The following is a 22,158-nucleotide window of genomic DNA, read 5'->3' on the forward strand; positions in this document are numbered from 1 at the left end:
ACAAGCTCTACCAAGGACAACTCCCCCGCCCCGCCGCTTAGAATCGTGTCTCACATGTATCGAGACACCCGTGTCCCACATGTATCAAGACAGCACACGACCTCTGCTACGAATTTCCGCTCACATGCGGCGCAGCCGCTCTACTCGTGCGGGACGACGACCACCGGCACCGGGGCGGCCCGCAGAATCTTCGCTGCGCTCGAACCGAGGAACACCCGCTTGGGAGTCGCCAGTCGACTCGAGCCGAGGAACAGCACATCGCCCGGCTTCCAGTCGAGGTTGCCCATCGCCTCGTCCAGCGTCGACCCGTCGGCGACGACGGACTGCAGGCCGTCGATATCGGGGAGGGCGCGAACCGCCCGATCGAGATTGTCCTGCGCGGCGGCAACCTGTCGTCGTCGGGTGTCCAGTGACGTCTCGTCGCTCGGAGCCCCGGTCGGTTCGAGCGAGACCAGCGACACCAAGCGCACCGGCACGTGCGCCGCGCTGGCAAGGGTGATGGCGAAGGGCAGCGGATTCGGGGCAGAGGCCCGAGTGGGGACGGCGACGGTCAGGTCGGTGATCGGAGCGCTGGAGAGCCGGTAACCCCGAGGGGCAAGGGCCAGCGGTACCTCCGACGCATGCAGCAGTTGACTGGCGACCGACCCGATCGAGTGCCGGTTCAACAGACCGTCACCGGCACCGCCGACGACGATCATGTCGGCATCGGTGTTCACCGCGAAGTCGATCAGGGCACGGGCGAACGACTCGTGGGTGAGCACGTGCGTGGTCACCTCGATGCCCGACGGCACCTGGGCGGCCGCGTCGTCCACCCAGCCTCGCGCCTTGGCCTCGAGAACCTTTCGGTACGGTCCGCTGCCCTCCATGACGGGTTCGTCCACGGCCATGACCAGCACGATGTCGATGGAGGCATCGAGGGCACGGGCGAGGGCGGTGGCCAGGGCTACGCCGTCGTCTCCGCTGGGGGTGGCGAGGTAGCCGACGGTGATCTTCATGAGCTCGGTGTCCTTCTCTGCTAGTAAGTGTCCGGAACCTTGACTTCGGTGGACGCGGTGAGTGTCTTGCCCTGGAAGAAGTCCCTGTTGCCCACGAAGCACAAGAGCATGAGCGGAATTCCGAGTACCAGCATGCCGACGCCGAGAACGAACACTCCGCCGATCGGACCGTAGACGGTGTAACCGTAGTCGGGCTTGATCATGTCGACCGCGCTCTGGACGAACGCCCATGTCATCGACAATCCGCCGAGAAGTGGAAAGATGCCGCGCATGAACAGGTTTCGGACGGACGAGAACAGGGTCCGACGGAAATACCAGGTGCACGCGTACGCGGTGATGCCGTAGTAGAACGCGACGGCCAGTCCCAGCGAAGCCACCGAATCCTGCAGCGCGTTGGCGCTGACGAAGGTCAGCACCAGGTAGAACATCAGGGCCGCGGCCCCCATCACGAGCGTGCCGAAGCCGGGCGTCATGTACTTGGGGTGCACGCTGGCGAACCGCTTGGGAATCGCCTCGTACACGGCCATCGACAGTGTTCCGCGGGCCGTGGGCAGGATGGTCGTCTGCGTCGAGGACAGTGCCGAGATGGAGACCGTCAACAGCAGCAGCGACGCCACGATCGAGCCGGCGACCGGATCGCCGAGAATGGTGAGCACATCGTCGACGTTGTCCGGATTGTTCAGGCCGATTCCGGTGTCGCCGAACCCGGCGAACGACTGCACGGCGTATCCGACCAGCACGTACGTCGCGACGAGAATCAGTGTGGTGATCACTGCGGCCCGGCCCGGGGTCTTCTCCGAATCCTTGGTTTCCTCGCCGACGGCCAGGCACGCATCCCATCCCCAGTAGATGAAGATGCACAGAATGATGGCCTGGGCCGCGTCGGACATCGTCACCCCGGTGGGGACCAACCAACTCCACTCAGGGGTGATGGCCTGTGGTCCCGCGGTGCCCGTGCCCACCTTGACCAATGCCGTCACCGACACTCCGATGAGCACACCGAACTGCACGACGAGCAGCACGTTCTGCATCCGTTCGCTGATGAGGATGCCGCGAAAACTGACGTAGGTCATCGAGACGATGAAGAACGAACCGAGGGCGACCTTGGCCGCGGTCGACTCCGCCAGGTCCGACAGGCCGAGGAACTCGAACAGGTAGATGGCGGCGATCTCGGCAACGTTGGCGAGCACGATGATCGCCGAGACCGCCAGCCCCCATCCCGCCATCCAGCCCACCCACGGGCCGAACGCCTTGGTACCCCAGGTGAACGACGTTCCGCAGTCCGGGGTGTCGCGTCCGAGCTCTCGGTAGGCGAAGGCCGTGAGCAACATCGGGACGAATGCGATGAGGAACATGGACGGCGCTTTGTCGCCGACGGCCAGAACGACGTAGCCGAGGGTGGCGGCCAGACTGTATGCCGGAGCCACCGCCGACAGCCCGATGACGATGTTGCCGACCAACCCGAGAGCGCCGGTGTTGAGTCCTTTACCCGGAAGGGTGTTCGGCGGTTCCACAGTGGACATAGGTCTCTCCGAAGTTCGAGTCGACCGAGCACGTCGGAGGGGGGGACCCGACAGAATCGGCCGCGTGTGTGGGATGAACACTACGATTTCCGTCGCCGATTCGCTGTGTATCGACGGAATTGTTTTCATCGGAGTAACAATGCAACGGAATGGGTCGCGCAAGCGGCGAGGTTCGCCGAAATCCGTGGACTCGCCGATGGGCTTCGGCGGACGCGCGTGCGCGAGGGCCGCACGCTACCGTCGTCACATGAGCACCGCGGAGAACACTCAGTCCTCGATCGGTGGCAGTGCGCCACTCGATCTCGCGTCGATCAGGACCGCTCCCAAGGCGTTGCTGCACGATCACCTCGACGGCGGACTCCGCCCGCAGACCGTGTTGGAGCTGGCCGAGGAATGTGGTTACGACGATCTTCCCGCCACCGACGGTGCAGCATTGGGCGAGTGGTTCCGCGACGCCGCGGACAGCGGCTCCCTCGTGCGGTATCTCGAGACGTTCGCGCACACCGTCGCCGTGATGCAGACCCCCGAAGGGCTGTTCCGAGTGGCGCGCGAATGTGCCGAGGATCTTGCCGACGACGGGGTCGTGTACGCCGAGGTGCGCTTCGCTCCGGAACAGCACCTCGAGCGTGGCCTGACTCTCGACGAGGTCGTCACCCACACTCTCGCCGGTTTCGAGGCGGGTATTTCCGCCGCCAAGGTGCGCGGCAAGAACATCACGATCGGCACCTTGCTCACTGCCATGCGGCATGCGGCGCGTTCGCGGGAGATCGCCGAACTGACGGTTCGCTTCCGCGACCGCGGCGTCGTCGGCTTCGACATCGCCGGTGCCGAAGCGGGCTTTCCTCCCAGCCGCCACCTCGACGCCTTCGAGTACATGCGAGCGAGCAACGCGCACTTCACCATTCACGCGGGGGAGGCGTTCGGTCTGCCGTCGATCCAGGAAGCAGTGGCGTTCTGCGGCACCGACAGGCTCGGTCACGGAGTACGAATCACCGACGACATCACCACCGGTGACGACGGCACACCACAACTCGGTCTGCTGGCCGCCTACGTCCGCGACACCAGGATGCCCCTGGAGCTGTGCCCCAGCTCCAACGTCCAGACCGGTGCCGTCGAATCGTTGGCGACGCACCCGTTCGATCTGCTGGCCCGAGCGCGATTCCGGGTCACCGTCAACACCGACAACCGGTTGATGAGCGATACCTCGATGAGTCGCGAGATGGCCAAGCTGGTCGAGACCTTCGGCTACGGCTGGAGCGATCTCGAGAGATTCACCATCAACGCGATGAAGTCGGCGTTCCTGCCGTTCGACGAGCGGCTGGCCCTCATCGACGACGTCATCAAGCCCGGTTACGCAGTGCTCATCGGCTGATGCCGCGGACCGAGCCGGCTGCTACTTCTTGCGCAGCCGGCTCTCGAACTCACGCTCGAGTACGCGCCACGCCTCGGCCTCGACGTCGAACGGTGCGCTCGGGGCGAGCCGATCGGGGCTGGGTTCGAGGGTGTACGAGACGTACCAGCCCAGCGGCGTGGACGTGGCGAGAGCCTCGTCCACGGAGTCGTCGCCGGCGAAATCGGCTGCGTCGGTGAACAACTCGACAGCGAGGTCGAGTTGGTCGACGTCGACTGCAGTGGGGCCTTCGGCGAGGTCGTCGGCCAGACCTGGCAGCACGTACACGTTGTCGTCGGTGACGGTGATGTCGAGGGATCCGTCGATGGCCGCGGTCTGAACGTCGGAGTAGGTACTGACCTGCGCCAGGTCGTGATCGTGGTCGTCGGCGAGATACCGGGCCAGCGACCGCTCGGAACCGAAGACGCTGATGGCTCCGCCGCGACCGAGGAACACCGGCTTGTCACCGAGGTAGCACCGCAGGGTGTACAGGGTGTCGTCCGAGGTGATGATGCGAATCGGGTCGATGCCCACGGTGGTCCAGAAGGTCTCCTCGGCGGCCGCCGCGGCGATCGGATCACGGTCCACCTCGGCAGAGTCGTCTTCGTCGTCGTCGTCGTCGTCGTCCGAATCGGAGTCGATGTCGTCCGTGACGTCGTCGGCGTCGACGGCGTTCTCCGCCGCGGCGGTGATCTCGGCTTCCGCTACGGCAACAGCAGCGGAGTCGACAGCGGGGGAGGTGACGATGGAGTCGACGGCGTCGAGCACGTCGTCCCAGTGCTTGGCGACAGTCGCTCCGATGCGGTCCCAGAGTTCTCCGCCCTCGCGACCGAGGAAGTTCTCGACGCCTCCGCCGACGGCCCCGACGAACGGGTTGGAGCCGAAAAAGCTTGTGACGGGGCGCAATTCGCAGACATCGCCGATGGAGGAGACAATGTCGAAGGTGGCCTGCAGTTCGGCGAGAACGTCGGCCTCGGGGTCGGAGGCCACCAGCTCCGGTACCGCCACCAGATCGAAGCGGTGCAGATCGTCGGGCTCGAGTTCGTGTGCGGCGAGTGCGGAGACCACCTTCCACGACGGATGGTCGACCAGATCGTTGTCGTCGTCGGATCTGACGAATGCCGCGAGCTCTGCGACGCTCGAGAAGCCGTACAGGTCTTCCTCGTGTCCGAGAAATGCCTCCCACTCGTCGTCGCCTTCTCGCCACTCCGGTGCCCACAGCGTCGAGAAGTCACCTGCGGTGAGACCGAGTTCGATCGGGATGATGTCTCCAGCCATGGCGCGAAGCCTATCTCAGGAGTCTGTGAACGAACCCCGCAGACTTTGCAGGATCGTCTCGCGCTGCTCGAGCGCCGCAGCGGCGGCCTCTGCGGCCGCTGCGGTGATCGTCGACGCGAGTGCGTGGGCGGCAACCGATCCGAGGTTCTCGGCGAGCTCGAGCTCGACCAGGGCTCCGGATCCGTCGGCGACGACAGTGACCAGGTTGTCCGGCGAGGTGAGTCGAATCCTGATGCGGTCCAGGCGCTCGTGCGTTTCGCGGAGCGCATCGAGCCGGTCCTGGGCGCTGCCGACCAGAGTGTCGAGGTCGGTGGTGCGGGCGTGGGTCATACCTGCTTCAACCAACTCGTGGGTGCGGAGTCCTCTGCGAGATTCTCGTTCGCCTCGGCAGCGACTCGGGCCAGGGTGGGCAGACCGAGGCGATCGAGAACCTCGGTGGGAACGCCGTCCTCGGCGAGAAGCGTGCGGCGCCGAGCGCGGGCAGCCGCGCTGGCCCGTTCGCAGTGCTGGAGAATCGTCGACGCCAATGCGCCTCCGCCGTAGCGCAGTTCGCGCTCGTCGATGACGATTCCGATCGGCAGTCCGTGTTCGGTGGCACGCACCGTCACCGATCCCGATCGAGTACCCGACACCGCGCTGACGACGGTGGTGTCCGAGTCCGTCATCGTCTGACCCCTCATTCGGTCGGACGGTAGAAGCCCTTGAAGCCCATACCGCTGTTGGTCGTTCTGATCGGTCCCACCTGCACGGGGTCGCCGGCCTCGACGAGCTGACCGTTTCCGATGACCATGGCCACGTGCCCGTCCCAGACTGCGAGGTCGCCGGGCATCACCTCACCGGGTGCCACGGCGGATCCGATGTCCTGTTCCTGTGCCAGACGCGGGATCTCGATGCCCTGCTGCGCGTACGCCCACTGGGTCAATCCGCTGCAGTCGAGCCCGCGGCCCGGCGTGGTACCTCCCCACGCGTAGGGCACACCCTGTTGGGTCAGTGCACTGCGGACGGCACCTGCGGCTTCGGCGTTGGGTGCGGTGACGGTACTGCCGTCGGGTAGGCGTATCTCGACTCCCCGGCCGATGTGCTCGGGGGATCGGGAGGGATCGGTGCCCGGATTGCCCAGGTAGTTGTGGGCACCACCGCTGCCGAGCGACTCGGTCCCCGCGGCGGGGGACGAGACGGACTGGGCGAACGTCTTCGCCAGCTTCTCGCCTGCCTCGATCACCTGTGATGTCGCGGGCGAGGTCATGAGATTCGAGGGTGCGCCGGAGGCCGGTGTCGGTTCGCCGCCCACGGGGGCGGGAACCGTGGGCGGAACGGCCAGTTCACCGACTTTCGCGGTGTGGACGGCCAATTCGCCGCGAACCCTGGACACCACCACGAGAGCTCGCTCGAGGTGCTCGATGGCCGCCGTGATCAGCATGGTCTGCCCCGGCGGGGTGGCGATGATCGGCCCGGCCGACAGTGCGATCCCCACGAAGGACTGCACGATCGCCTGCAGCTCGCGGAAGCCTTGGTTGGTGTCGCGACAGGCCTGATCGACGACGGCAGCGATGTCGTCGGCGTGGTCGGCGAGAGCGACGGCGCTCGTATGGGCGTTCTCGGCGTAGCGAACTGCCGCATCGGCGGCCTCACCGTTCCAATTCGCAGCGAGCTCGGTGACCGCGACCCTGCCGATTCCCCGAGCCGCCTCGATCGCTGCCGAGGACACCCGCAGCACGTCGGCCGGCCCCCCGGTGGGGAGCGCCCCGTTGCCGAAGGCCCCGAGCAGATCGACGATGGGACGGGCCAGCAGATCGATCATCGGCGCTTACCGCGCGTCCGTCGCGACACCGGCGGCCGAGGCCGCAACGGTTGCGCCGGTGCCGGCATCGGTGAGGGCGTACGAGACCGCGGATGCAGTGGCCGCGGAGCCGATGCTCGCCACCGCGCCGGCCAGGCGCACCACGGCATCGGTGTGCGCCAGATGGGTGCCGGTGACGGCGCCGAGAAATTCCTGTCCGATCAGGCCGAAGACCGGAGCCAGCACAGCGGGGCCGCACGCGGCGGCGGCAGCACCTGCCGCCGCGATCTGCTCGGCCATGGTCGACGCCACCGCACCGTATGCGAGGACCCCCTCGGTTTCGACGACGAGCTCGGCCATCACTGCCCCCTGAGAATGCAATCGATTCACGGTCGCCGAGTGCGACGCCCAACTGGTTCGACGCGGGTACGTGCCATTCGGTTCCCCCGAGTTGCCGTTCGCGCCCCGCCGCGCAGGTCCTATTCTGGTCGGCATGGAAACACACGTGGTCGATCACCCACTGGCCGCAGCCCTGCTCACCACGATGCGGGACGAGCGCAGCGACAACGCCACGTTCCGGTCGGCTCTGCGCCAGCTCACCCACATGCTGGTCTACGAGGCCACCCGCGATGCCGCGATCGACACCTTCGAGGTTCGGACACCCGTCGCGGTCACCGAGGGAACCAGGCTGGCTCGACCGCCGTTGCTGGTTCCGGTTCTGCGTGCGGGCCTCGGCATGGTCGAGAAGGCCAGCAGCCTCATCCCGCAGTCCGGCGTCGGTTTCGTCGGGATGGCCCGAGACGAGGAAACGCACCAGCCCGTGCCGTACATGGAGTCGCTGCCCGACGATCTGTCGAGGACGCCCGTCTACGTCTTGGACCCGATGCTCGCCACCGGCGGATCCATGGTTCACACGATCGAACTGCTCGTCGGCCGCGGCGCAGCCGACGTGACCGCCATCTGCGTCGTTGCTGCTCCCGAAGGGGTTGCCGCCCTCGAAGCCTCGGGTCTGCCGGTACGACTGGTGGCCGCGAGCATCGACGACGGCCTCAACGACAACGCCTTCATCGTTCCCGGCCTCGGCGACGCGGGCGATCGTCAGTTCGGCCCGCGCTGACGAACGCTGCCGCGCCGAGTCTGGTCCTCGGCGTCTCGTGGCCGTCGGCGGCGTCACCTGCACCGCAGCCCGGCTTGCGGCTGCTCGACGTCGCCACCGAGCAGATCGAGTTCCGCGAACTGGTCGGTCGCACGCTCGGATTCCGTGCGCCGGGTGCGTCGACCGATCGGTACTGCACCGGGCGCATGGCATTTCGGGCCGACGGCCCGCCGCGCTACGTGCCGTGCCCCGGCCGGGAGCGGGCCGTCGCGTCGGGACAGTGCGCGTCGTGCGCGGACAAGGACAGCTTCCGATTCGTGCACACCGTACATCGCAGCGGGTTCGTCTCGCGGGATCTGGAAAAGCATGTCATGCAACCGCATTGGTTGTATCTGGCAGCGTTCGCCAACGGCACCTTCAAGATCGGGACGGCAGCGGACACCCGTAAATGGGGCCGATTGGCCGAGCAAGGTGCCATCTGCGCTCGGTACGTCGCTCACGCGGACGACGGAAAGGTCGTCCGAGTGGCCGAGGATCTCGTGACCGAATCGATGGGACTACGGCAGGCGGTGCGGTCGGCCGCAAAGGCCGCCTCGCTGTGTCTGCCGATCGACGTCGACAGGCTCGACGCTGCCGCCGCTGCCAGGGCCGAGCAGGTCCGCGAGATGCTGACCGAGGCAGGCATCGCCGGATGCACCCCGGTCGACGAACGGTGGGCCCCGCCCGCAGGCCGGGAAGCGTTGAGCGAGAACGTCAGTCGCGTCGCCTACCCCGCCGACATCGCAACCGGATCCCACGGTCTCGAGATCAGGACCTGCGTCGGGCAGGCGGTGATCGCGACCGTCGACGACGAGACCTACGTCGTGGATCTGGCGGCGCTGAAGGGTCGGCGAATCGAACTGGGGGCCTTCACGTCCGATCTGCCTGCGGTGCAGTCGGCGCTGTTCTGAGGGTTCCTCGACGCCTAGAGGTGTTGGGCGTAGTCGGTCAGTTCGGCCAGGATCTCGGCTGCTGCCGCCCGCGCTCTCGGCAGGTCCTCTCGGCCGTCGACCTGCTCGATCACTTCGAGGTAGGCCTTGAGCTTCGGTTCGGTACCGGACGGTCGCACGATCACCCGCAGCCCCGATCCGCTGATGTCGACTGCGTCGGTGCGTAATTCGTCGTCGCGCTGGGCGTAGTCCACAACGGTGACGGCCCGACCGGTCAATTCGGTCGGCGGTTCGATGCGGAGCCGGTCCATCATGTTCCCGATCTCGGCGAGGTCCTGCACCCTCCGCGAGACCTGTGCACCCAGGTGTACGCCGAACTCGACCGCGAGGTCGTCGAGCACATCGAGCAGGGTGCGGCGCTCCTGCTTCAGGCCGGCGGCCAGGTCGGCGAGTACCACGGCGGCCGAGATGCCGTCCTTGTCCCGCACCACCGTCGGATCGACACAGTGTCCGATGGCCTCCTCGTAGGCGTACACGAGGCCCTCACCCGCACGGACGAGCCACTTGAAGCCCGTCAGGGTGCGGGCATAGCGAGCGCCGCGCGCCGGGGCGAGCGCCGAGAGCAGTTGTGACGACACGATCGTGTTGGCCACCAACGGGTCTGCGGGGCACTGGCTCAGCAGGTGATTCGCGAGGAGGGCACCGGTCTCGTCGCCGGTCAGCATGCGCCAGCCGTCGGGCCCGGGAACTCCGACCGCACAGCGGTCGGCATCGGGGTCGAGTGCGATCGCGATATCGGCGTCGATGTCGGCCGCCAGTGCGAGCACCGCGTCGGCCGCGCCCGGTTCCTCGGGGTTGGGGAACGTCACGGTCGGGAACGCGGGGTCCGGTTCGAATTGGTCCTCGACCACCCGGATGTCACGGAACCCCGCACCACGCAGTGCGGCCGTCGCGAGCTCGCCACCGACACCGTGCAGGGGAGTCAACGCGATGCGGATGTCTCGACGCGTCGAACGTGGCAGTGCGACAACGGAGTCGAGGTATCGCGCTGCGATGTCGGAGCCGCCGGGCTGCACGATCGCGCGCGGGATCTCGACCGCGTCGGCCGTGGCGGCGATCAGCGCTTCGATCTGGGCGTCACTCGGCGGGATCAATTGCGAGCCGCCGCGTAGGTACACCTTGTACCCGTTGTCGGCCGCAGGGTTGTGCGACGCCGTGATCTGTACGCCGAGTTCGGCGTCGAGTGCCCGCACAGCGAAGGCGACGACGGGGGTCGGCAGTGGCCGAGGCAGCATCACCACCGAAAAGCCCTGGGCGGAGAAGGTTTCGGCGGCCGCGAAGGCGAACTGTTCGGATCCGTTTCTGGCGTCGCGACCGACCACAACGGTTGACCCGCCGAGACCGTTCTCGATCAACCACGCCGCGATGCCGGCCGAGGTTTTCGTCACCACCGCCACGTTCATCCCGTTCGGTCCCGCGCGCACCGGGCCACGGAGCCCCGCGGTGCCGAACGTCAGGGGACCGCTGAACCTGTCGGCGAGTTCGGCGTCGGACAGGCCGTCGAGTTCCTCGCGGGTGACGGGGTCGGGATCGCCTGCGATCCATCGTTGCACCCGCTCGGTGAGCTCCTCGGTCACAGGCGTGAAACCAACTCGTGCAACAGCGCTCCCATGCGAGCGGCGGAATCCTTTCCGGCAGCGAGCACTTCGGTGTGATCGAGGTGTTCGCCGGTCATTCCGGCGGCGAGGTTCGTCACCAGAGAGATGCCGAGGACGCGTGCACCCTTCGCGCGGGCGGCGATCGTCTCGTGCACCGTAGACATCCCCACGAGGTCGGCACCGAGCGTGCGCAGCATCTTGATCTCGGCGGGCGTCTCGTAGTGGGGGCCGGGCAGTCCGGCGTAGACGCCGTCCTCGAGCGACGGGTCGATCCGTGCCGCGAGCGCGCGAAGTTCGGGCGAGTACGCGTCGACCAGATCGACGAATTCGGCACCGACGAGGGGCGAGCGAGCCGTGAGATTGAGGTGGTCGGAGATCAGCACGGGCTGCCCGACGCTCATACCGTCCCTGATACCGCCTGCAGCGTTGGTCAGCACGACGGTCGTGGCACCGGCGGCGATCGCGGTCCGCACGGGATGCACGACGCGTCGTAGATCGTGGCCCTCGTAGGCATGAGTGCGTCCCTGGAGCAGCAGTGTGTGGGTACCGCCGACGTCCACCGAGGTGATGGTGCCGGAATGTCCCGACGCCGACGGCGGCGCGAAACCGGGCAGGTCGGCCATGCGCACGGTCGCGGTGGGGGAGCCGAAGACGTCGGCTGCCGCCTGCCATCCGGAACCGAGAACGATGGCCACGGTGTGGGTATCGACCCCGGTTGCTGCGGCGAGTGCGTCGGCGGCGGTGCGCGCGGCACCGTCGGGATCGGTCACGGGGTCGGTCGTATGTGCGTCGGTGGTTGCCACGATGAACAACAGTAGGAGATCGACGACACGGATGTGCGACCGGCGGAAGTTACCGTTGGGTAGTATCCGCTGCATGCCTTATCTCGAACGCGACGGCGACGTCCACATCCTGTTCCTCGGTGCCCAGGACGGAGCGGACAATCCAGAGAATCGGTTCCACCCGGACTGGATCGACGCCACCCACGCGTTGCTCGACGAGGTCGAGGCGTCGACCGGTCCGGCGGCACTGGTCACCACGTCGGCGGGCAAGTTCTACAGCAACGGTCTCGACACCGATTGGCTCTTCGCCAACCTGGACAAGATCACCTGGTATCTCGACCGCGTCCACACCCTCTACACCCGGTTGCTCGCTTTCCCGATGGCCACCGTCGCTGCTGTGCAGGGGCATGCATTCGGCGCGGGCGCGATGTTCGCCACCTCGCACGACTTCCGTGTCCAGCGCGCCGACCGAGGCTTCTACTGCCTGCCCGAGGTGAACCTGAACATGCCGTTCACCGTGGGAATGTCTGCTCTGATCAACTCCCGGCTGCCCAAGCAGACCGCCGTCGAAGCCATGACGACCGGTCGCCGCTACGGCGGTGCCGACGCAGTGGTCGCCGGAATCGTCGAGGCGACGGCATCGGAGGAGACGCTGCTGTCCGACGCGGTCGCGAAGGCGGCGGCGCTGACGAGCACCCGGGGTGCGAACCTTGCCGGGATCAAGAGTCGTATGCACGTGGATCTGCTCGCCGCGCTGAACACCACGACAGACGACAGCAACTTCAGCTTCGGGAAGTAGCAGGACCGTCGTCACCCGCGACTCGGCACAGCTCTGTTCCGACACTCGGTCGCGCTAGTGACACACTGTCTCTCGTGATCGACGAATCGAACAGTGCTGCCGTGGGCGAGGCGATGGACCGCGCCCTGGCCGACGCCACCGACGAAGTGGTCGCGCTCTCGCACTCGATCCACGCGGAACCGGAGCTGGCGTTCGCCGAACATCGCAGCGTCGCCAAGATCCTCGATACCCTCCGGGCGCACGATTTCGAGGTCGAGACGGCCGTTGCGGACATGGACACCGCCTTCACCGCGTCGTTCGGCAGCGGCGATCTGGTGATCGGTATCTGTGCCGAATACGACGCTTTGCCCGAGATCGGTCATGCGTGCGGGCACAACATCATCGCGGCCTCGGCTGTGGGTGCTGCGCTTGCGCTCGCTCCGGTCGCCGACGCTCTCGGCATCACCGTGCGAGTGCTCGGTACCCCGGCCGAGGAGACCGGCGGCGGCAAGGTGTTGATGCTCGAGAGAGGAGTGTTCGACGGCGTCGGCGCGGCGTTGATGGTCCATCCCGGTCCCTTCGACATCGTCGGTGCGACGTCGCTGGCGCTGGCGGACATCGCCGTCGAGTTCACCGGCCGGGCCGCCCACGCGTCCGCCGCTCCCGAGTGGGGGATCAACGCAGGCGATGCGGTGACCATCAGTCAGGTGGCACTCGGGCTACTGCGGCAGCACCTCGCGCCGGGTCAGCAGCTGCACGGCATCGTCAGTGACGGGGGTGCGGCCCCGAACATCGTGCCCGGCCACGCGGAGTTGCTGTACTACCTGCGCGCGAACACCACCGAATCGCTGCACGCTCTGACCGCGAAGACGTACGCGTGTTTCGAGGCAGGAGCGATCGCCACCGGGTGCACTCACGAGATCCGTACGGTGTCGCCGACCTACGCGGCGTTGACGCCGGATTCGTGGCTGGTCGCGGCATTTCGGCAGGAGATCGAAGCGCTGGGCCGATCGCCCCTCGCTCCGGATTTGGAAGGATTTCGCCCGTTGGGCAGCACAGACATGGGAAACGTGACGAATGTTCTACCCGGTATCCATCCCGTCGTCGGACTCGATGCAGGAGGGGCGGTGACGCATCAGCCGGAGTTCGCCGCCGCGTGCATCACGGAGTCGGCCGATCGGGCATTGTTCGACGGAGCCCTCGGTCTCGCCAGGACCGCTGCGCGTGCCGCCGCCGATCCCGGTACCCGTGCTCGTCTGCTCGACGGCGTGATCGCCCGCTCGGCGGCGCAGTCGTGAGCACCCGAGAAGACGCGATCGATCGGTGGATTCACGCGCACACGGCCGACCTGTCTCTGTGGCGTCGGCACATTCACGCCAATCCGGAACTGGCTCGACGCGAATTCGGCACCACCGCATTCGTGATGGAGCATCTCGAAGCAGCGGGCCTGTCACCCAAGCCGCTCCCCGGCGGAACAGGGTTGATCTGCGACATCGGTCCCGACGGTCCCCGGGTGGCGTTGCGGGCGGACATGGACGCCCTGCCGCTGCAGGAGAACACCGGCGCGGTGTACTCGTCGACCGTGCCTGGGGTGTCCCACGCCTGTGGGCACGACGCACACACCACCGTGTTGCTCGCAACGGGGCTGGCGCTGGCGTCGCTGCCGGACCTGCAGTACGGGGTGCGTCTGATCTTCCAGCCCGCCGAGGAGGTCATGCCGGGCGGTGCGCTCGACGCGGTGGCCGCGGGAGCGCTCGACGGCGTCACCAAGATCTTTGCGCTGCACTGTGATCCGCGGCTCGAAGTGGGGCAGGTCGGCCTACGTCTCGGTGCGATCACCTCGGCGGCGGATACCGTCGAGCTGCGGCTGGATTCGCCCGGCGGGCACACCTCGCGGCCACATCTGACCACCGATCTCGTGTACGCGCTCGGCACCGTCATCACCGGCCTGCCCGGAATGTTGAGCAGGCGAATCGACCCGCGGACCAGCACGGTCATGGTCTGGGGAGCGGTGGTCGCCGGCCAGGCTCCCAACGCCATACCGCAGACCGGCATGCTGACCGGCACCGTCCGCACCGGTGACCACGAGACCTGGGCATTGCTCGAACCGTTGGTCCGCGAGATCGTCACCGGATTGCTCGCACCGACCGGGGTCCGATTCGAGCTGCACTACCGTCGCGGCGTGCCTCCCGTGGTCAACGATCCGGAGTCGACGCACACGTTCGAGAAGGCCATCGGCCGGGTCGGACCCGACGCGCTGGCCGATACCGCGCAATCCGGTGGCGGTGAGGATTTCTCGTGGTACCTCGAACGCGTGCCGGGCGCCATGGCTCGACTCGGTGTGTGGCCGGGTACCGGACCACAACTCGACATCCACCAACCCACCTTCGATCTCGACGAACGAGCACTGGCCGTCGGCGTGAAGGTGATGACCGCAATCGCGCTGGATCCGAACTAGAGGTGGGGGACGAGACGGTGTTCGACGTGTCGCCGATCGGGATCGTCGGATCCGATCGCGCCGAAGTGGTGGACGACAACTGGGGGTCGCTCGAGTCCGTGATCGACCTGCACGAGAGTGTCCTCGACGCCGACGCGACCCTCGGTCTCGCCGAGTTCTCCCACCTCGAGGTGGTCTACGGCTTCCACCTGTGCGATCCCGCCGCGACGACCACCGGCTCACGGCACCCCCGCGGTGATACGACGCTTCCTCGGGTGGGTGTCCTCGCTCAACGAGTCAAGGACCGACCCAACCATCTCGGGGTGTCGCGGTGCGAGCTCGTCGACGTGGACGGACTGCGCATCCGAGTCCGAGGTCTCGATGCGATCGACGGCTCACCGGTGTTCGATGTCAAGCCGTTCCTGCAGTCCATGGTTCCGAAGCGTGAAGACGTGAGGGAACCGGCGTGGGTGGCGTCGGTCATGAAGAACTACTTCTGAGCTGGATCTTTCGCTACGAGGTGGTACCCGGGCCGACGTTGCGGCTGTTGCGGGTGCGTAGGTCTCGCACGTATTCGGCTGGGGCACCGGCGATTTCGGCTGCCTCCGCCATCACGCCGAGGTAGCGTGCCGACGGCAGACCGCCCTCGTAGGCGTCGAGTACGTACATCCACGCGAGCACCGGCTCCCGGCCGGTCTCGATGCGCAGCCGGATCTTCCGATGAATGCCGAGTTCGGAGCCCTCCCAGCGATCCAGGCTCTCCTCGTCCTCCTCGGACACGTCGTAGAGCACCACGAAGACCTGCGAGTCGGGATCCTCGACGACCGTCGCCAGCGCGCCTTCCCAGCCGATGTCGCCACCGCCGAAGGTCAACCGCCATCCGTGCAGCCATCCGGTTCCCGACAGGGGCGAGTGAGGGCATCGCTGCAACATCTGCTCCGGATGCATGTTCGATCCGTAGGCGGCATAAATTGGCACGTCGGCCAGCCTAAACCGTATCGGTGCACACTGACGCCCCGTGGTCGTGTTTCGGTGCGTCGCCCCAGGTCCGGCCTCCCATCGGGCCGACGAAGCCAGCCCTACCGACGCGCGAGGACAGCCTCTCGAATACCGTTGACGCGAGACAACGAGAGATTTCGAGCACGCGAGAAGAGGATCAATGACCCGGATTGTGATCATCGGTGGTGGTCCGGCAGGGTACGAAGCAGCATTGGTTGCCGCACAGCACGGCGGAGAGGTGACGCTCGTCGATTCCGACGGTATCGGCGGTGCCTGCGTCCTCTGGGACTGCGTGCCGTCGAAGACGTTCATCGCGTCGACCGGCATTCGCACCGAGATGCGTCGAGCCAGCGACCTCGGCATCTCCCTCGATCCGTCGCAGGCCGCCGTCGCATTGCCGAAGATTCACGACCGCGTGAAGAGCCTCGCGCAGGCGCAGTCGTCCGACATCGCCCACCGCGTCACCTCCGTCGGGGTGCAACTGCTGGCCGGACGCGCCGAGATGATCGACTCCCATGTCGGGATGGCCTCGCACCAGATCAAGGCCGTCCTCGCCGACGGCGAAGAACGCATCCTCGACGCCGATGTCGTGCTCATCGCGACCGGAGCCCGCCCCCGCGTGGTCAAGGGAGCCGAGCCCGACGGCGAACGCATCCTCAACTGGCGTCAGCTCTACGACCTCGAGGCTCTCCCCGAACACCTGGTGGTCGTCGGATCCGGTGTGACCGGTGCCGAGTTCGTCTCGGCCTACACCGAGATGGGCGTCAAGGTCACCGCGGTCTCGAGCCGTGACCGCGTCCTCCCGCACGAGGACGAGGACGCCGCGCTGGTGCTCGAGGACGCGTTCAACGAGCGCGGTGTCACCCTCGTCAAGCATGCCCGCGCCGATTCGGTGGTCCGCACCGACGACGGTGTCCGCGTCACGCTCTCGGACGGTCGCACCGTCGAGGGCAGCCATGCGCTGATGACCGTCGGATCGGTGCCCAACACCTCCGGTCTCGGTCTCGAGAGGGTCGGCATCGAACTCGACAAGGGCGGATATCTGCGCGTGGATCGCGTCTCGCGTACCGCGGTCGCGGGCATCTACGCAGCCGGCGACTGCACCGGTCTGCTGCCGCTGGCCTCGGTCGCGGCGATGCAGGGACGCATCGCGATGTACCACGCACTGGGGCAGGCGGTCAGCCCGATCAAGCTCAAGACCGTGGCCTCGGCGGTGTTCACTCGGCCCGAGATCGCGTCGGTCGGCGTCGCGCAGTCCACGATCGACGCAGGCGACGTGCCCGCGCGCGTGGTGATGCTGCCGCTCACCACCAATCCGCGAGCGAAGATGAGCGGCCTCAAGCGTGGTTTCGTGAAGATCTTCTGCCGTCCGGCCACCGGCGTCGTCATCGGCGGTGTCGTGGTCGCCCCGAGTGCGTCGGAGCTGATTCTGCCCATCGCGATGGCGGTGCAGAACAATCTGTCGGTCAACGACCTGGCCAACACGTTCTCGGTGTACCCGTCGCTGTCCGGTTCGGTCATCGAGGCCGCGCGCCAGCTGATGGCGCACGACGATTTGGACTGATCTCACGATGTGAGAATCGCGTTTCATATTTCGGTAGCACGTGAGACAGTCGAAGGAGCGGACACACCCGTCCGCTCCTTCTTCGACTCAGCGGATCCGCGGGCCGTTCTTCCCCCATTCCTGCTGCCCCGGAGTCTCTCTCATGTCCTCTACGTACCTTCCCGCCGGCCTGGCCAGGCGCACCGACTCGCTCACAAGCTCGGCCATCCGCGACCTCCTGTCCCTCACCGCACGTGACGACGTGATCAGCCTGGCCGGAGGTCTACCGGCCACCGATCTGATACCGGTCGACCGCATCGCCGCAGCCGCAGAGGCTGCGCTTCGCCGCCCCGACGCGGTGCAGTACTGCGAGACATCCGGTCACCGCACTCTGCGCAGCGTCATTGCGGCCAGGGAATCGGCCGTGCGCGGGGGAGTGCCCGTTCCGGTCGAGTCCGTCATCGTCACGCACGGTTCGCAACAGGCCCTGACGTTGCTCGCGCAGGCCCTGATCGACCCGGGCGCTGTCGTCGTGGTCGACGAACCCGCGTACACCGGTGCGCTGCAGGTCTTCTCTATCGCCGAAGCGAGCATCGAGTCCATTCCCCTGACCTTTACCGGAATGGACACCGACGAACTCGAACTTCGACTGACAGCGGGACTGCGGCCCGCTGTGGTCCACACCGTCGCCAACTTCCACAATCCGCGTGGAGTCACGATGAGCGAGCAGCGACGTCGTCACCTCGCGGCGCTGGCGGATCACTACGGATTCTGGGTGATCGAGGACGACCCGTACGGTGAGATCTGGTTCGGAACAACGGAATCCGGCGTCGACGCCCCGCCGGCACCGATCGCGCGTCACAGCGATCGCGTCATCCGACTGTCGAGTGCGTCGAAGATCCTGGCTCCGACGCTCCGAGTCGGCTGGTTCGTCGCCCCACCCAGCGTCTGTGCGGCGGTGGAACTGCTCAAGCAGGGCGCGGATCTGTGCGGATCCTCGCTGACGCAGTCGATGACGGCGGAGATGCTCGCCGACTCCGCGTGGCTGGACGCACACCTGACTGTTCTGCGGCGCGAGTATGCCTGCCGTGCAACGGCATTGATCGCCGCTCTCGCCGCACAGTTCGGTGATCGGCTGGTCGTCTCACGCCCCGCGGGAGGGATGTTCGCCTGGGCCACCTTCCTGGACGGAACCGACACCGGCCAGTTGCTCGATGCGGCACTCGAGCACGGAGTTGCCTTCGTGCCGGGAACGGCGTTCGCGTCGGGTGCGCAGTACCGTCACTCGCTCCGGTTGAGCTACGCCGGATCCACCCCGCCCGTGCTGGCAGACGCAGTGCAACGATTGGCCGCCGCGCACTCGGCAGGTTCTGCGGCCTGACGACCAGGGGCGGTAGCCTGACGTGCAAGCAATGCGGGGATTTTCGAAGGAGAGGGAGCGTTCGAGATGAGCAACCGATCGAATACGAAGTTCCTCGGACCCGACCAGCGGGTGGAGGCGTGGGACCAGCTCGGAACCGAGCAGTTCGACGTAGTGGTCGTCGGCGGTGGCGTCGTCGGCTCAGGAGCGGCCCTCGACGCGGCGACGCGCGGACTGAAGGTCGCCCTGGTCGAGGCGCGTGATTACGCGTCGGGAACGTCCTCTCGCTCGTCCAAGATGTTCCACGGCGGGCTTCGATACCTCGAGCAGCTCGAGTTCGGGCTCGTGCGCGAGGCCCTGCACGAACGCGAACTCTCTTTGTCCACGCTCGCACCGCACCTGGTCAAGCCGCTGAAATTTCTCTTCCCGCTCACGCATCGGTTGTGGGAGCGGCCCTACATCGCCGCGGGCATCTTCCTCTACGACCGCATGGGTGGGGCCAAATCGGTGCCGCAGCAGAAGCACCTGACTCGATCCGGTGCACTGCGTATGTCGCCCGGGATCAAACGCAAGTCGCTGATCGGCGGGATTCGGTACTACGACACCGTCGTCGACGACGCCCGGCACACCATGATGGTCGCCAGAACGGCCGCCCACTACGGCGCAGTGGTGCGCACATCGACCCAGGTGGTCGGATTCCTGCGTGAGGCCGACCGAGTTTCCGGTGTCCGCGTGCGTGATTCGGAGACCGGTGCCACCACCGAGGTCCGTGCACACGTGGTGATCAATGCCACCGGCGTGTGGACCGACGAGATCCAGTCGCTGTCAAACATGCGCGGACGGTTCCGGGTACGCGCCTCGAAGGGCGTGCACATCGTGGTGCCGCGCGATCGGATCGTCAGCGAGGCCGCGATCATTCTGCGCACCGAGAAGTCGGTGCTGTTCATCATTCCGTGGGGCGCGCACTGGATCATCGGTACCACCGACACCGACTGGAACCTCGATCTCGCACACCCGGCCGCCACCAAGGCCGACATCGACTACATCCTGGGCGAGGTCAACTCGGTGCTCGTCACGCCGCTCACCCACGAGGACATCGACGGGGTCTACGCGGGCTTGCGGCCACTGCTTGCCGGCGAGAGCGACGAAACCTCCAAGCTGTCCCGGGAACACGCGGTCGCTCGGGTTGCACCCGGACTCGTTGCCATCGCGGGCGGCAAGTACACGACCTACCGCGTGATGGCCGAGGACGCAGTCGATCTGGCCGCCGAGGACATCCCGGTGCGGGTGGCGTCCTCGATCACCGAGAAGGTGCCCCTCGTCGGTGCCGACGGCTACTTCGCGCTGGTCAATCAAGCACCGCACCTGGGCGAGATGCACAAGCTGCATCCGCATCGGGTGACGCATCTGCTCGACCGATACGGTTCGTTGATCGACGAAGTGTTGGCCATGGCCGACGGCAAACCCGAACTGCTGCAACCACTCACCGATGCGCCGGCATACCTCCAGGTGGAGGTGGTGTACGCCGCGGCAGCGGAGGGCGCACTGCATCTCGAGGACGTGCTCTCGCGTCGGACCCGAATCTCGATCGAGTACTCGCATCGTGGGATGAACTGCGCGGGTCAGGTCGCTGCATTGATCGCACCGGTTCTGGGCTGGGACGAGGCCACGGTCGATCGTGAGGTCGAGACCTACCGAGCCCGAGTGGAGGCCGAGATCGAGTCGCAGCGTCAGCCCGACGACGAGTCGGCAGACGCGCTGCGCGTCGTCGCGCCCGAGGCCCGCCAGGAAATCCTCGAACCCGTTCGCACGATCTAGCGCAGTCGAACCAGCGTCCGGGGCGCGCGAGCGGCCGTCGCGCCGGAGACAGCCATGACGAGCAGGGTGAGTATCGCAAGTGTCAGCATGCGATCCATGGTGGTCGGCGAAGCTGTGAAGGGGCTTGGTCGCACCTGACAGGGAGCTTTCAGGTTTCTTCCCGTCGTCGCTCGACAGGGTGGGAGGGCGGCGCGAGCTGCGCCTCGAGATACGCCCTCTCGGCAGGCGACGGGCCGAGAGCTAGCGCGGTCGTTCGTGCGTTCCTGGCCTCCTCCGCGCGGTCCAGGCGATCGAGCATCACAGCTCGACAGGCATGCCACAGGTAGTGGCCGCCCAGAGAATCGATGGCGTCGAGTGCGTCGAGCCCGGCGGCAGGCCCCTGGCTCTCTCCAATGGCCACGCCGCGGTTGAGTGCCACGATCGGTGTGTTCTCCACAACCGCCAACGCGTCGTACAGCGCGACGATCCGAGACCAGTCGGTGTCGGCGTAGGTCGCTGCTGTGGAGTGACACGCGGCGATGGCTGCCTGGACGGTGTAGCGACTGGGCCGAGAGTCGTTGCGCCGCAGAGCACCGTCCATCAACCGGACGCCCTCCTCGATCGCCTCTCGATTCCATCGAGATCTGTTCTGATCCTCGAGCCTGACGAGGCCGCCCGATTCATCGGTCCTGGTCGCCCGGCGCGAATCCGTGAACAGCATGAGGGCCAGTAGCCCCCGAAGTGACGGCTCGTCGGGCATCAGGTCGATCAGCACGCGGGCCAACCTGAGTGCCTCGTCGCACAGTCGAGGCCGCACCAGCGTCTCGCCGCCGAGATGGCCGGCCGTGAACATCAAATACACCGTGGTGGCCACCGCGTCGAGTCGTTGCGGCAACTCCGCCGAATCCGGTACTCGATACGGAATGTTGGCAGCTGCGATCTTCTTCTTCGCACGCGTGAGCCGTTTGGACATGGTGGCCTCGGGCACGAGCATCAGTCGGGCGACGTCGGCAGTGGCGAGCCCACAGAGAGTGCGCAGGCTCAGTGTCACCTGCGCCTCGACGGAGAGCGTCGGATGACAGCAGGTGAAGACCAACCGCAGAAGATCGTCGTCGATCTCGGACTCGTCGCTCTCGCTCCAGTTCTGGTTCGACACGGCGAGATCCGCCGCCTCTCGTTCCTTCGCGGTGCGCCCGGCCTCGCGCCGGAGGATGTCGAGCGCCTTGTTGCGGGCCACGGTCGTGAGCCAGGCACGCGGATTGTCGGGGACACCCGATCCGGGCCAGTGAGCGAGTGCGGTCACCACCGCCTCGGAGACCGCGTCCTCGGCGACGGCGAAACTGCCGGTGGTGCGCACGAGGGTCGCCAGGACCCGGCGACCCTCGTCACGGACCACGGCCGAGAGGTGCTGGGCCGGTGTACTCATCGAGTCATCGGAATGACCGGCCGGACTTCGATTGCTCCGTTCCATGCCGCTGGGATCTGGGCGGCCAGTGCGATCGCGGCATCGAGGTCCTGTGCCTCGAGGAGGAAGAACCCGGCGAGCACCTCTTTCGCTTCGGCGAACGGACCGTCCGTTGTCAGGACGTCGCCGCCCTTCCCTCCCGACACACGCACCGTGGTGGCGGTCGACGTGGGATGCAGGACCGCTCCGCCGGTGATCGCGGATCCGGCCGCGGCACTGAATGCACCGTATTCGGCCATCTCGTCGGCGACCTCGGGCGAGGTCCAGTCGGCATCATGGGTGTAGACGATGGCTGCGTACGTGGTCATGAAGACTCCTCGGGTTCGTCGCGATCGGCACCGTTTGCCG

Annotated in this window: 22 protein-coding genes; 10 read left to right on the forward strand and 12 right to left on the reverse strand. The window is 66.7% G+C overall.

Translation table 11 applies throughout. The annotated features are described in order from the left end of the window. Positions 1 to 140 precede the first annotated feature (140 nt). On the reverse strand, positions 141 to 995 hold the full coding sequence (locus CH276_RS25555; protein ID WP_094628528.1) for a universal stress protein: 855 nt from the start codon (positions 993 to 995) through the stop codon (positions 141 to 143). A gap of 20 nt (positions 996 to 1,015) precedes the next feature. Beyond that, a complete protein-coding gene (locus tag CH276_RS25560) occupies positions 1,016 to 2,518 on the reverse strand; it encodes an APC family permease (RefSeq protein WP_094628530.1) in 1,503 nt (500 codons plus the stop codon). A gap of 247 nt (positions 2,519 to 2,765) precedes the next feature. Between CH276_RS25560 and CH276_RS25565 the strand changes: the two genes are divergently transcribed. Next, the gene (locus CH276_RS25565) at positions 2,766 to 3,890 is read left to right on the forward strand and encodes an adenosine deaminase (protein WP_045200020.1); all 1,125 of its coding nucleotides are present in this window, start codon (positions 2,766 to 2,768) and stop codon (positions 3,888 to 3,890) included. Positions 3,891 to 3,911: 21 nt separating this feature from the next. On the opposite strand, the gene CH276_RS25570 is transcribed toward CH276_RS25565, so the two are convergent. From CH276_RS25570 to CH276_RS25585, 5 genes are read right to left on the reverse strand one after another with little or no spacing between them, the layout of a single operon-like run. Continuing rightward, entirely contained in the window at positions 3,912 to 5,186 is a 1,275-nt protein-coding gene (locus CH276_RS25570; RefSeq protein WP_176459444.1) for a primosomal protein, read from the reverse strand. Between the two features lie 15 nt (positions 5,187 to 5,201). Next, complete coding sequence (locus CH276_RS28645) at positions 5,202 to 5,516, reverse strand: YbaB/EbfC family nucleoid-associated protein (protein ID WP_045195821.1); 315 nt, start codon at positions 5,514 to 5,516, stop codon at positions 5,202 to 5,204. Further along, entirely contained in the window at positions 5,513 to 5,866 is a 354-nt protein-coding gene (locus tag CH276_RS25575; RefSeq protein WP_094628532.1) for a hypothetical protein, read from the reverse strand. Before CH276_RS25575 ends, CH276_RS28645 begins: the two co-directional genes overlap by 4 nt. Beyond that, on the reverse strand, positions 5,863 to 6,987 hold the full coding sequence (locus CH276_RS25580; RefSeq protein WP_094628534.1) for a C40 family peptidase: 1,125 nt from the start codon (positions 6,985 to 6,987) through the stop codon (positions 5,863 to 5,865). The genes CH276_RS25575 and CH276_RS25580 overlap by 4 nt, the downstream gene beginning before the upstream one ends. Before the next feature lie 6 nt (positions 6,988 to 6,993). Then, positions 6,994 to 7,326 (reverse strand): type VII secretion target, encoded by a 333-nt coding sequence (locus CH276_RS25585; protein ID WP_032397451.1) that lies wholly within the window; start codon positions 7,324 to 7,326, stop codon positions 6,994 to 6,996. 133 nt (positions 7,327 to 7,459) lie between these two features. Here CH276_RS25585 and upp point away from each other — a divergent pair, with 133 nt between their 5' ends. Beyond that, the gene (gene upp, locus CH276_RS25590) at positions 7,460 to 8,083 is read left to right on the forward strand and encodes a uracil phosphoribosyltransferase (protein WP_032398209.1); all 624 of its coding nucleotides are present in this window, start codon (positions 7,460 to 7,462) and stop codon (positions 8,081 to 8,083) included. A gap of 74 nt (positions 8,084 to 8,157) precedes the next feature. Beyond that, positions 8,158 to 9,012, forward strand: coding sequence for a DUF2797 domain-containing protein (locus CH276_RS25595; RefSeq protein WP_254923837.1), 855 nt, complete (start codon positions 8,158 to 8,160; stop codon positions 9,010 to 9,012). Positions 9,013 to 9,026: 14 nt separating this feature from the next. Here CH276_RS25595 and CH276_RS25600 read toward each other — a convergent pair whose 3' ends face one another. Together CH276_RS25600 and CH276_RS25605 are read right to left on the reverse strand one after the other, a co-directional pair. Continuing rightward, positions 9,027 to 10,628 (reverse strand): phospho-sugar mutase, encoded by a 1,602-nt coding sequence (locus tag CH276_RS25600; RefSeq protein ID WP_094628536.1) that lies wholly within the window; start codon positions 10,626 to 10,628, stop codon positions 9,027 to 9,029. Beyond that, positions 10,625 to 11,527, reverse strand: a complete 903-nt coding sequence (locus tag CH276_RS25605) for a purine-nucleoside phosphorylase (RefSeq protein WP_371828388.1) — start codon at positions 11,525 to 11,527, stop codon at positions 10,625 to 10,627. Before CH276_RS25605 ends, CH276_RS25600 begins: the two co-directional genes overlap by 4 nt. Here CH276_RS25605 and CH276_RS25610 point away from each other — a divergent pair. From CH276_RS25610 to CH276_RS25625, 4 genes are all read left to right on the forward strand, one after another. Beyond that, positions 11,526 to 12,230 (forward strand): enoyl-CoA hydratase/isomerase family protein, encoded by a 705-nt coding sequence (locus tag CH276_RS25610; RefSeq protein WP_094628538.1) that lies wholly within the window; start codon positions 11,526 to 11,528, stop codon positions 12,228 to 12,230. The genes CH276_RS25605 and CH276_RS25610 overlap by 2 nt on opposite strands. Positions 12,231 to 12,343: 113 nt before the next feature. Further along, the gene (locus CH276_RS25615) at positions 12,344 to 13,507 is read left to right on the forward strand and encodes a M20 family metallopeptidase (protein WP_045200012.1); all 1,164 of its coding nucleotides are present in this window, start codon (positions 12,344 to 12,346) and stop codon (positions 13,505 to 13,507) included. After that, positions 13,504 to 14,667, forward strand: coding sequence for a M20 family metallopeptidase (locus tag CH276_RS25620; protein WP_032397448.1), 1,164 nt, complete (start codon positions 13,504 to 13,506; stop codon positions 14,665 to 14,667). Before CH276_RS25615 ends, CH276_RS25620 begins: the two co-directional genes overlap by 4 nt. Before the next feature lie 17 nt (positions 14,668 to 14,684). Next, the gene (locus CH276_RS25625) at positions 14,685 to 15,146 is read left to right on the forward strand and encodes a TrmO family methyltransferase domain-containing protein (RefSeq protein ID WP_217901347.1); all 462 of its coding nucleotides are present in this window, start codon (positions 14,685 to 14,687) and stop codon (positions 15,144 to 15,146) included. Positions 15,147 to 15,159: 13 nt separating this feature from the next. Here CH276_RS25625 and CH276_RS25630 read toward each other — a convergent pair whose 3' ends face one another. Further along, positions 15,160 to 15,624 carry a gamma-glutamylcyclotransferase gene (locus tag CH276_RS25630; RefSeq protein ID WP_032397447.1) on the reverse strand — a complete coding sequence of 155 codons (465 nt, stop codon included), beginning with the start codon at positions 15,622 to 15,624 and terminating at the stop codon, positions 15,160 to 15,162. Between the two features lie 181 nt (positions 15,625 to 15,805). On the opposite strand from CH276_RS25630, the gene CH276_RS25635 reads away from it, so the two are divergent. The 3 genes from CH276_RS25635 to glpD all read left to right on the forward strand — a co-directional run bounded on the left by CH276_RS25635 (position 15,806) and on the right by glpD (position 20,366). Beyond that, a complete protein-coding gene (locus tag CH276_RS25635; protein ID WP_045195809.1) occupies positions 15,806 to 17,209 on the forward strand; it encodes an NAD(P)H-quinone dehydrogenase in 1,404 nt (467 codons plus the stop codon). Between the two features lie 142 nt (positions 17,210 to 17,351). After that, a complete protein-coding gene (locus CH276_RS25640; protein ID WP_094628540.1) occupies positions 17,352 to 18,569 on the forward strand; it encodes an aminotransferase-like domain-containing protein in 1,218 nt (405 codons plus the stop codon). A 66-nt stretch (positions 18,570 to 18,635) separates the two neighbouring features. Further along, positions 18,636 to 20,366, forward strand: a complete 1,731-nt coding sequence (gene glpD / locus CH276_RS25645) for a glycerol-3-phosphate dehydrogenase (RefSeq protein WP_032397444.1) — start codon at positions 18,636 to 18,638, stop codon at positions 20,364 to 20,366. A gap of 148 nt (positions 20,367 to 20,514) precedes the next feature. Here glpD and CH276_RS25650 read toward each other — a convergent pair whose 3' ends face one another. Then, positions 20,515 to 21,771 (reverse strand): RNA polymerase sigma factor, encoded by a 1,257-nt coding sequence (locus CH276_RS25650; RefSeq protein ID WP_094628542.1) that lies wholly within the window; start codon positions 21,769 to 21,771, stop codon positions 20,515 to 20,517. Then, positions 21,768 to 22,118, reverse strand: a complete 351-nt coding sequence (locus tag CH276_RS25655) for a YciI family protein (RefSeq protein WP_032397443.1) — start codon at positions 22,116 to 22,118, stop codon at positions 21,768 to 21,770. Before CH276_RS25655 ends, CH276_RS25650 begins: the two co-directional genes overlap by 4 nt. Between the last annotated feature and the right edge of the window lie 40 nt (positions 22,119 to 22,158).

It is taken from the genome of Rhodococcus sp. 06-470-2, assembly GCF_002258235.1.
In the GTDB taxonomy this organism is placed as follows: domain Bacteria; phylum Actinomycetota; class Actinomycetes; order Mycobacteriales; family Mycobacteriaceae; genus Rhodococcoides.

Excerpts from the sequence above, each read along its gene's own strand:
- CH276_RS25555 (WP_094628528.1), bottom strand. The coding sequence starts at position 995 with ATGAAGATCACCGTCGGCTACCTCGCCACCCCCAGCGGAGACGACGGC.
- CH276_RS25560 (WP_094628530.1), bottom strand. The coding sequence starts at position 2,518 with ATGTCCACTGTGGAACCGCCGAACACCCTTCCGGGTAAAGGACTCAAC.
- CH276_RS25565 (WP_045200020.1), top strand. The coding sequence starts at position 2,766 with ATGAGCACCGCGGAGAACACTCAGTCCTCGATCGGTGGCAGTGCGCCA.
- CH276_RS25570 (WP_176459444.1), bottom strand. The coding sequence starts at position 5,186 with ATGGCTGGAGACATCATCCCGATCGAACTCGGTCTCACCGCAGGTGAC.
- CH276_RS28645 (WP_045195821.1), bottom strand. The coding sequence starts at position 5,516 with ATGACCCACGCCCGCACCACCGACCTCGACACTCTGGTCGGCAGCGCC.
- CH276_RS25575 (WP_094628532.1), bottom strand. The coding sequence starts at position 5,866 with ATGAGGGGTCAGACGATGACGGACTCGGACACCACCGTCGTCAGCGCG.
- CH276_RS25580 (WP_094628534.1), bottom strand. The coding sequence starts at position 6,987 with ATGATCGATCTGCTGGCCCGTCCCATCGTCGATCTGCTCGGGGCCTTC.
- CH276_RS25585 (WP_032397451.1), bottom strand. The coding sequence starts at position 7,326 with ATGGCCGAGCTCGTCGTCGAAACCGAGGGGGTCCTCGCATACGGTGCG.
- upp (WP_032398209.1), top strand. The coding sequence starts at position 7,460 with ATGGAAACACACGTGGTCGATCACCCACTGGCCGCAGCCCTGCTCACC.
- CH276_RS25610 (WP_094628538.1), top strand. The coding sequence starts at position 11,526 with ATGCCTTATCTCGAACGCGACGGCGACGTCCACATCCTGTTCCTCGGT.
- CH276_RS25605 (WP_371828388.1), bottom strand. The coding sequence starts at position 11,527 with ATGCAGCGGATACTACCCAACGGTAACTTCCGCCGGTCGCACATCCGT.
- CH276_RS25615 (WP_045200012.1), top strand. The coding sequence starts at position 12,344 with ATGGACCGCGCCCTGGCCGACGCCACCGACGAAGTGGTCGCGCTCTCG.
- CH276_RS25635 (WP_045195809.1), top strand. The coding sequence starts at position 15,806 with ATGACCCGGATTGTGATCATCGGTGGTGGTCCGGCAGGGTACGAAGCA.
- CH276_RS25640 (WP_094628540.1), top strand. The coding sequence starts at position 17,352 with ATGTCCTCTACGTACCTTCCCGCCGGCCTGGCCAGGCGCACCGACTCG.
- glpD (WP_032397444.1), top strand. The coding sequence starts at position 18,636 with ATGAGCAACCGATCGAATACGAAGTTCCTCGGACCCGACCAGCGGGTG.
- CH276_RS25650 (WP_094628542.1), bottom strand. The coding sequence starts at position 21,771 with ATGAGTACACCGGCCCAGCACCTCTCGGCCGTGGTCCGTGACGAGGGT.
- CH276_RS25655 (WP_032397443.1), bottom strand. The coding sequence starts at position 22,118 with ATGACCACGTACGCAGCCATCGTCTACACCCATGATGCCGACTGGACC.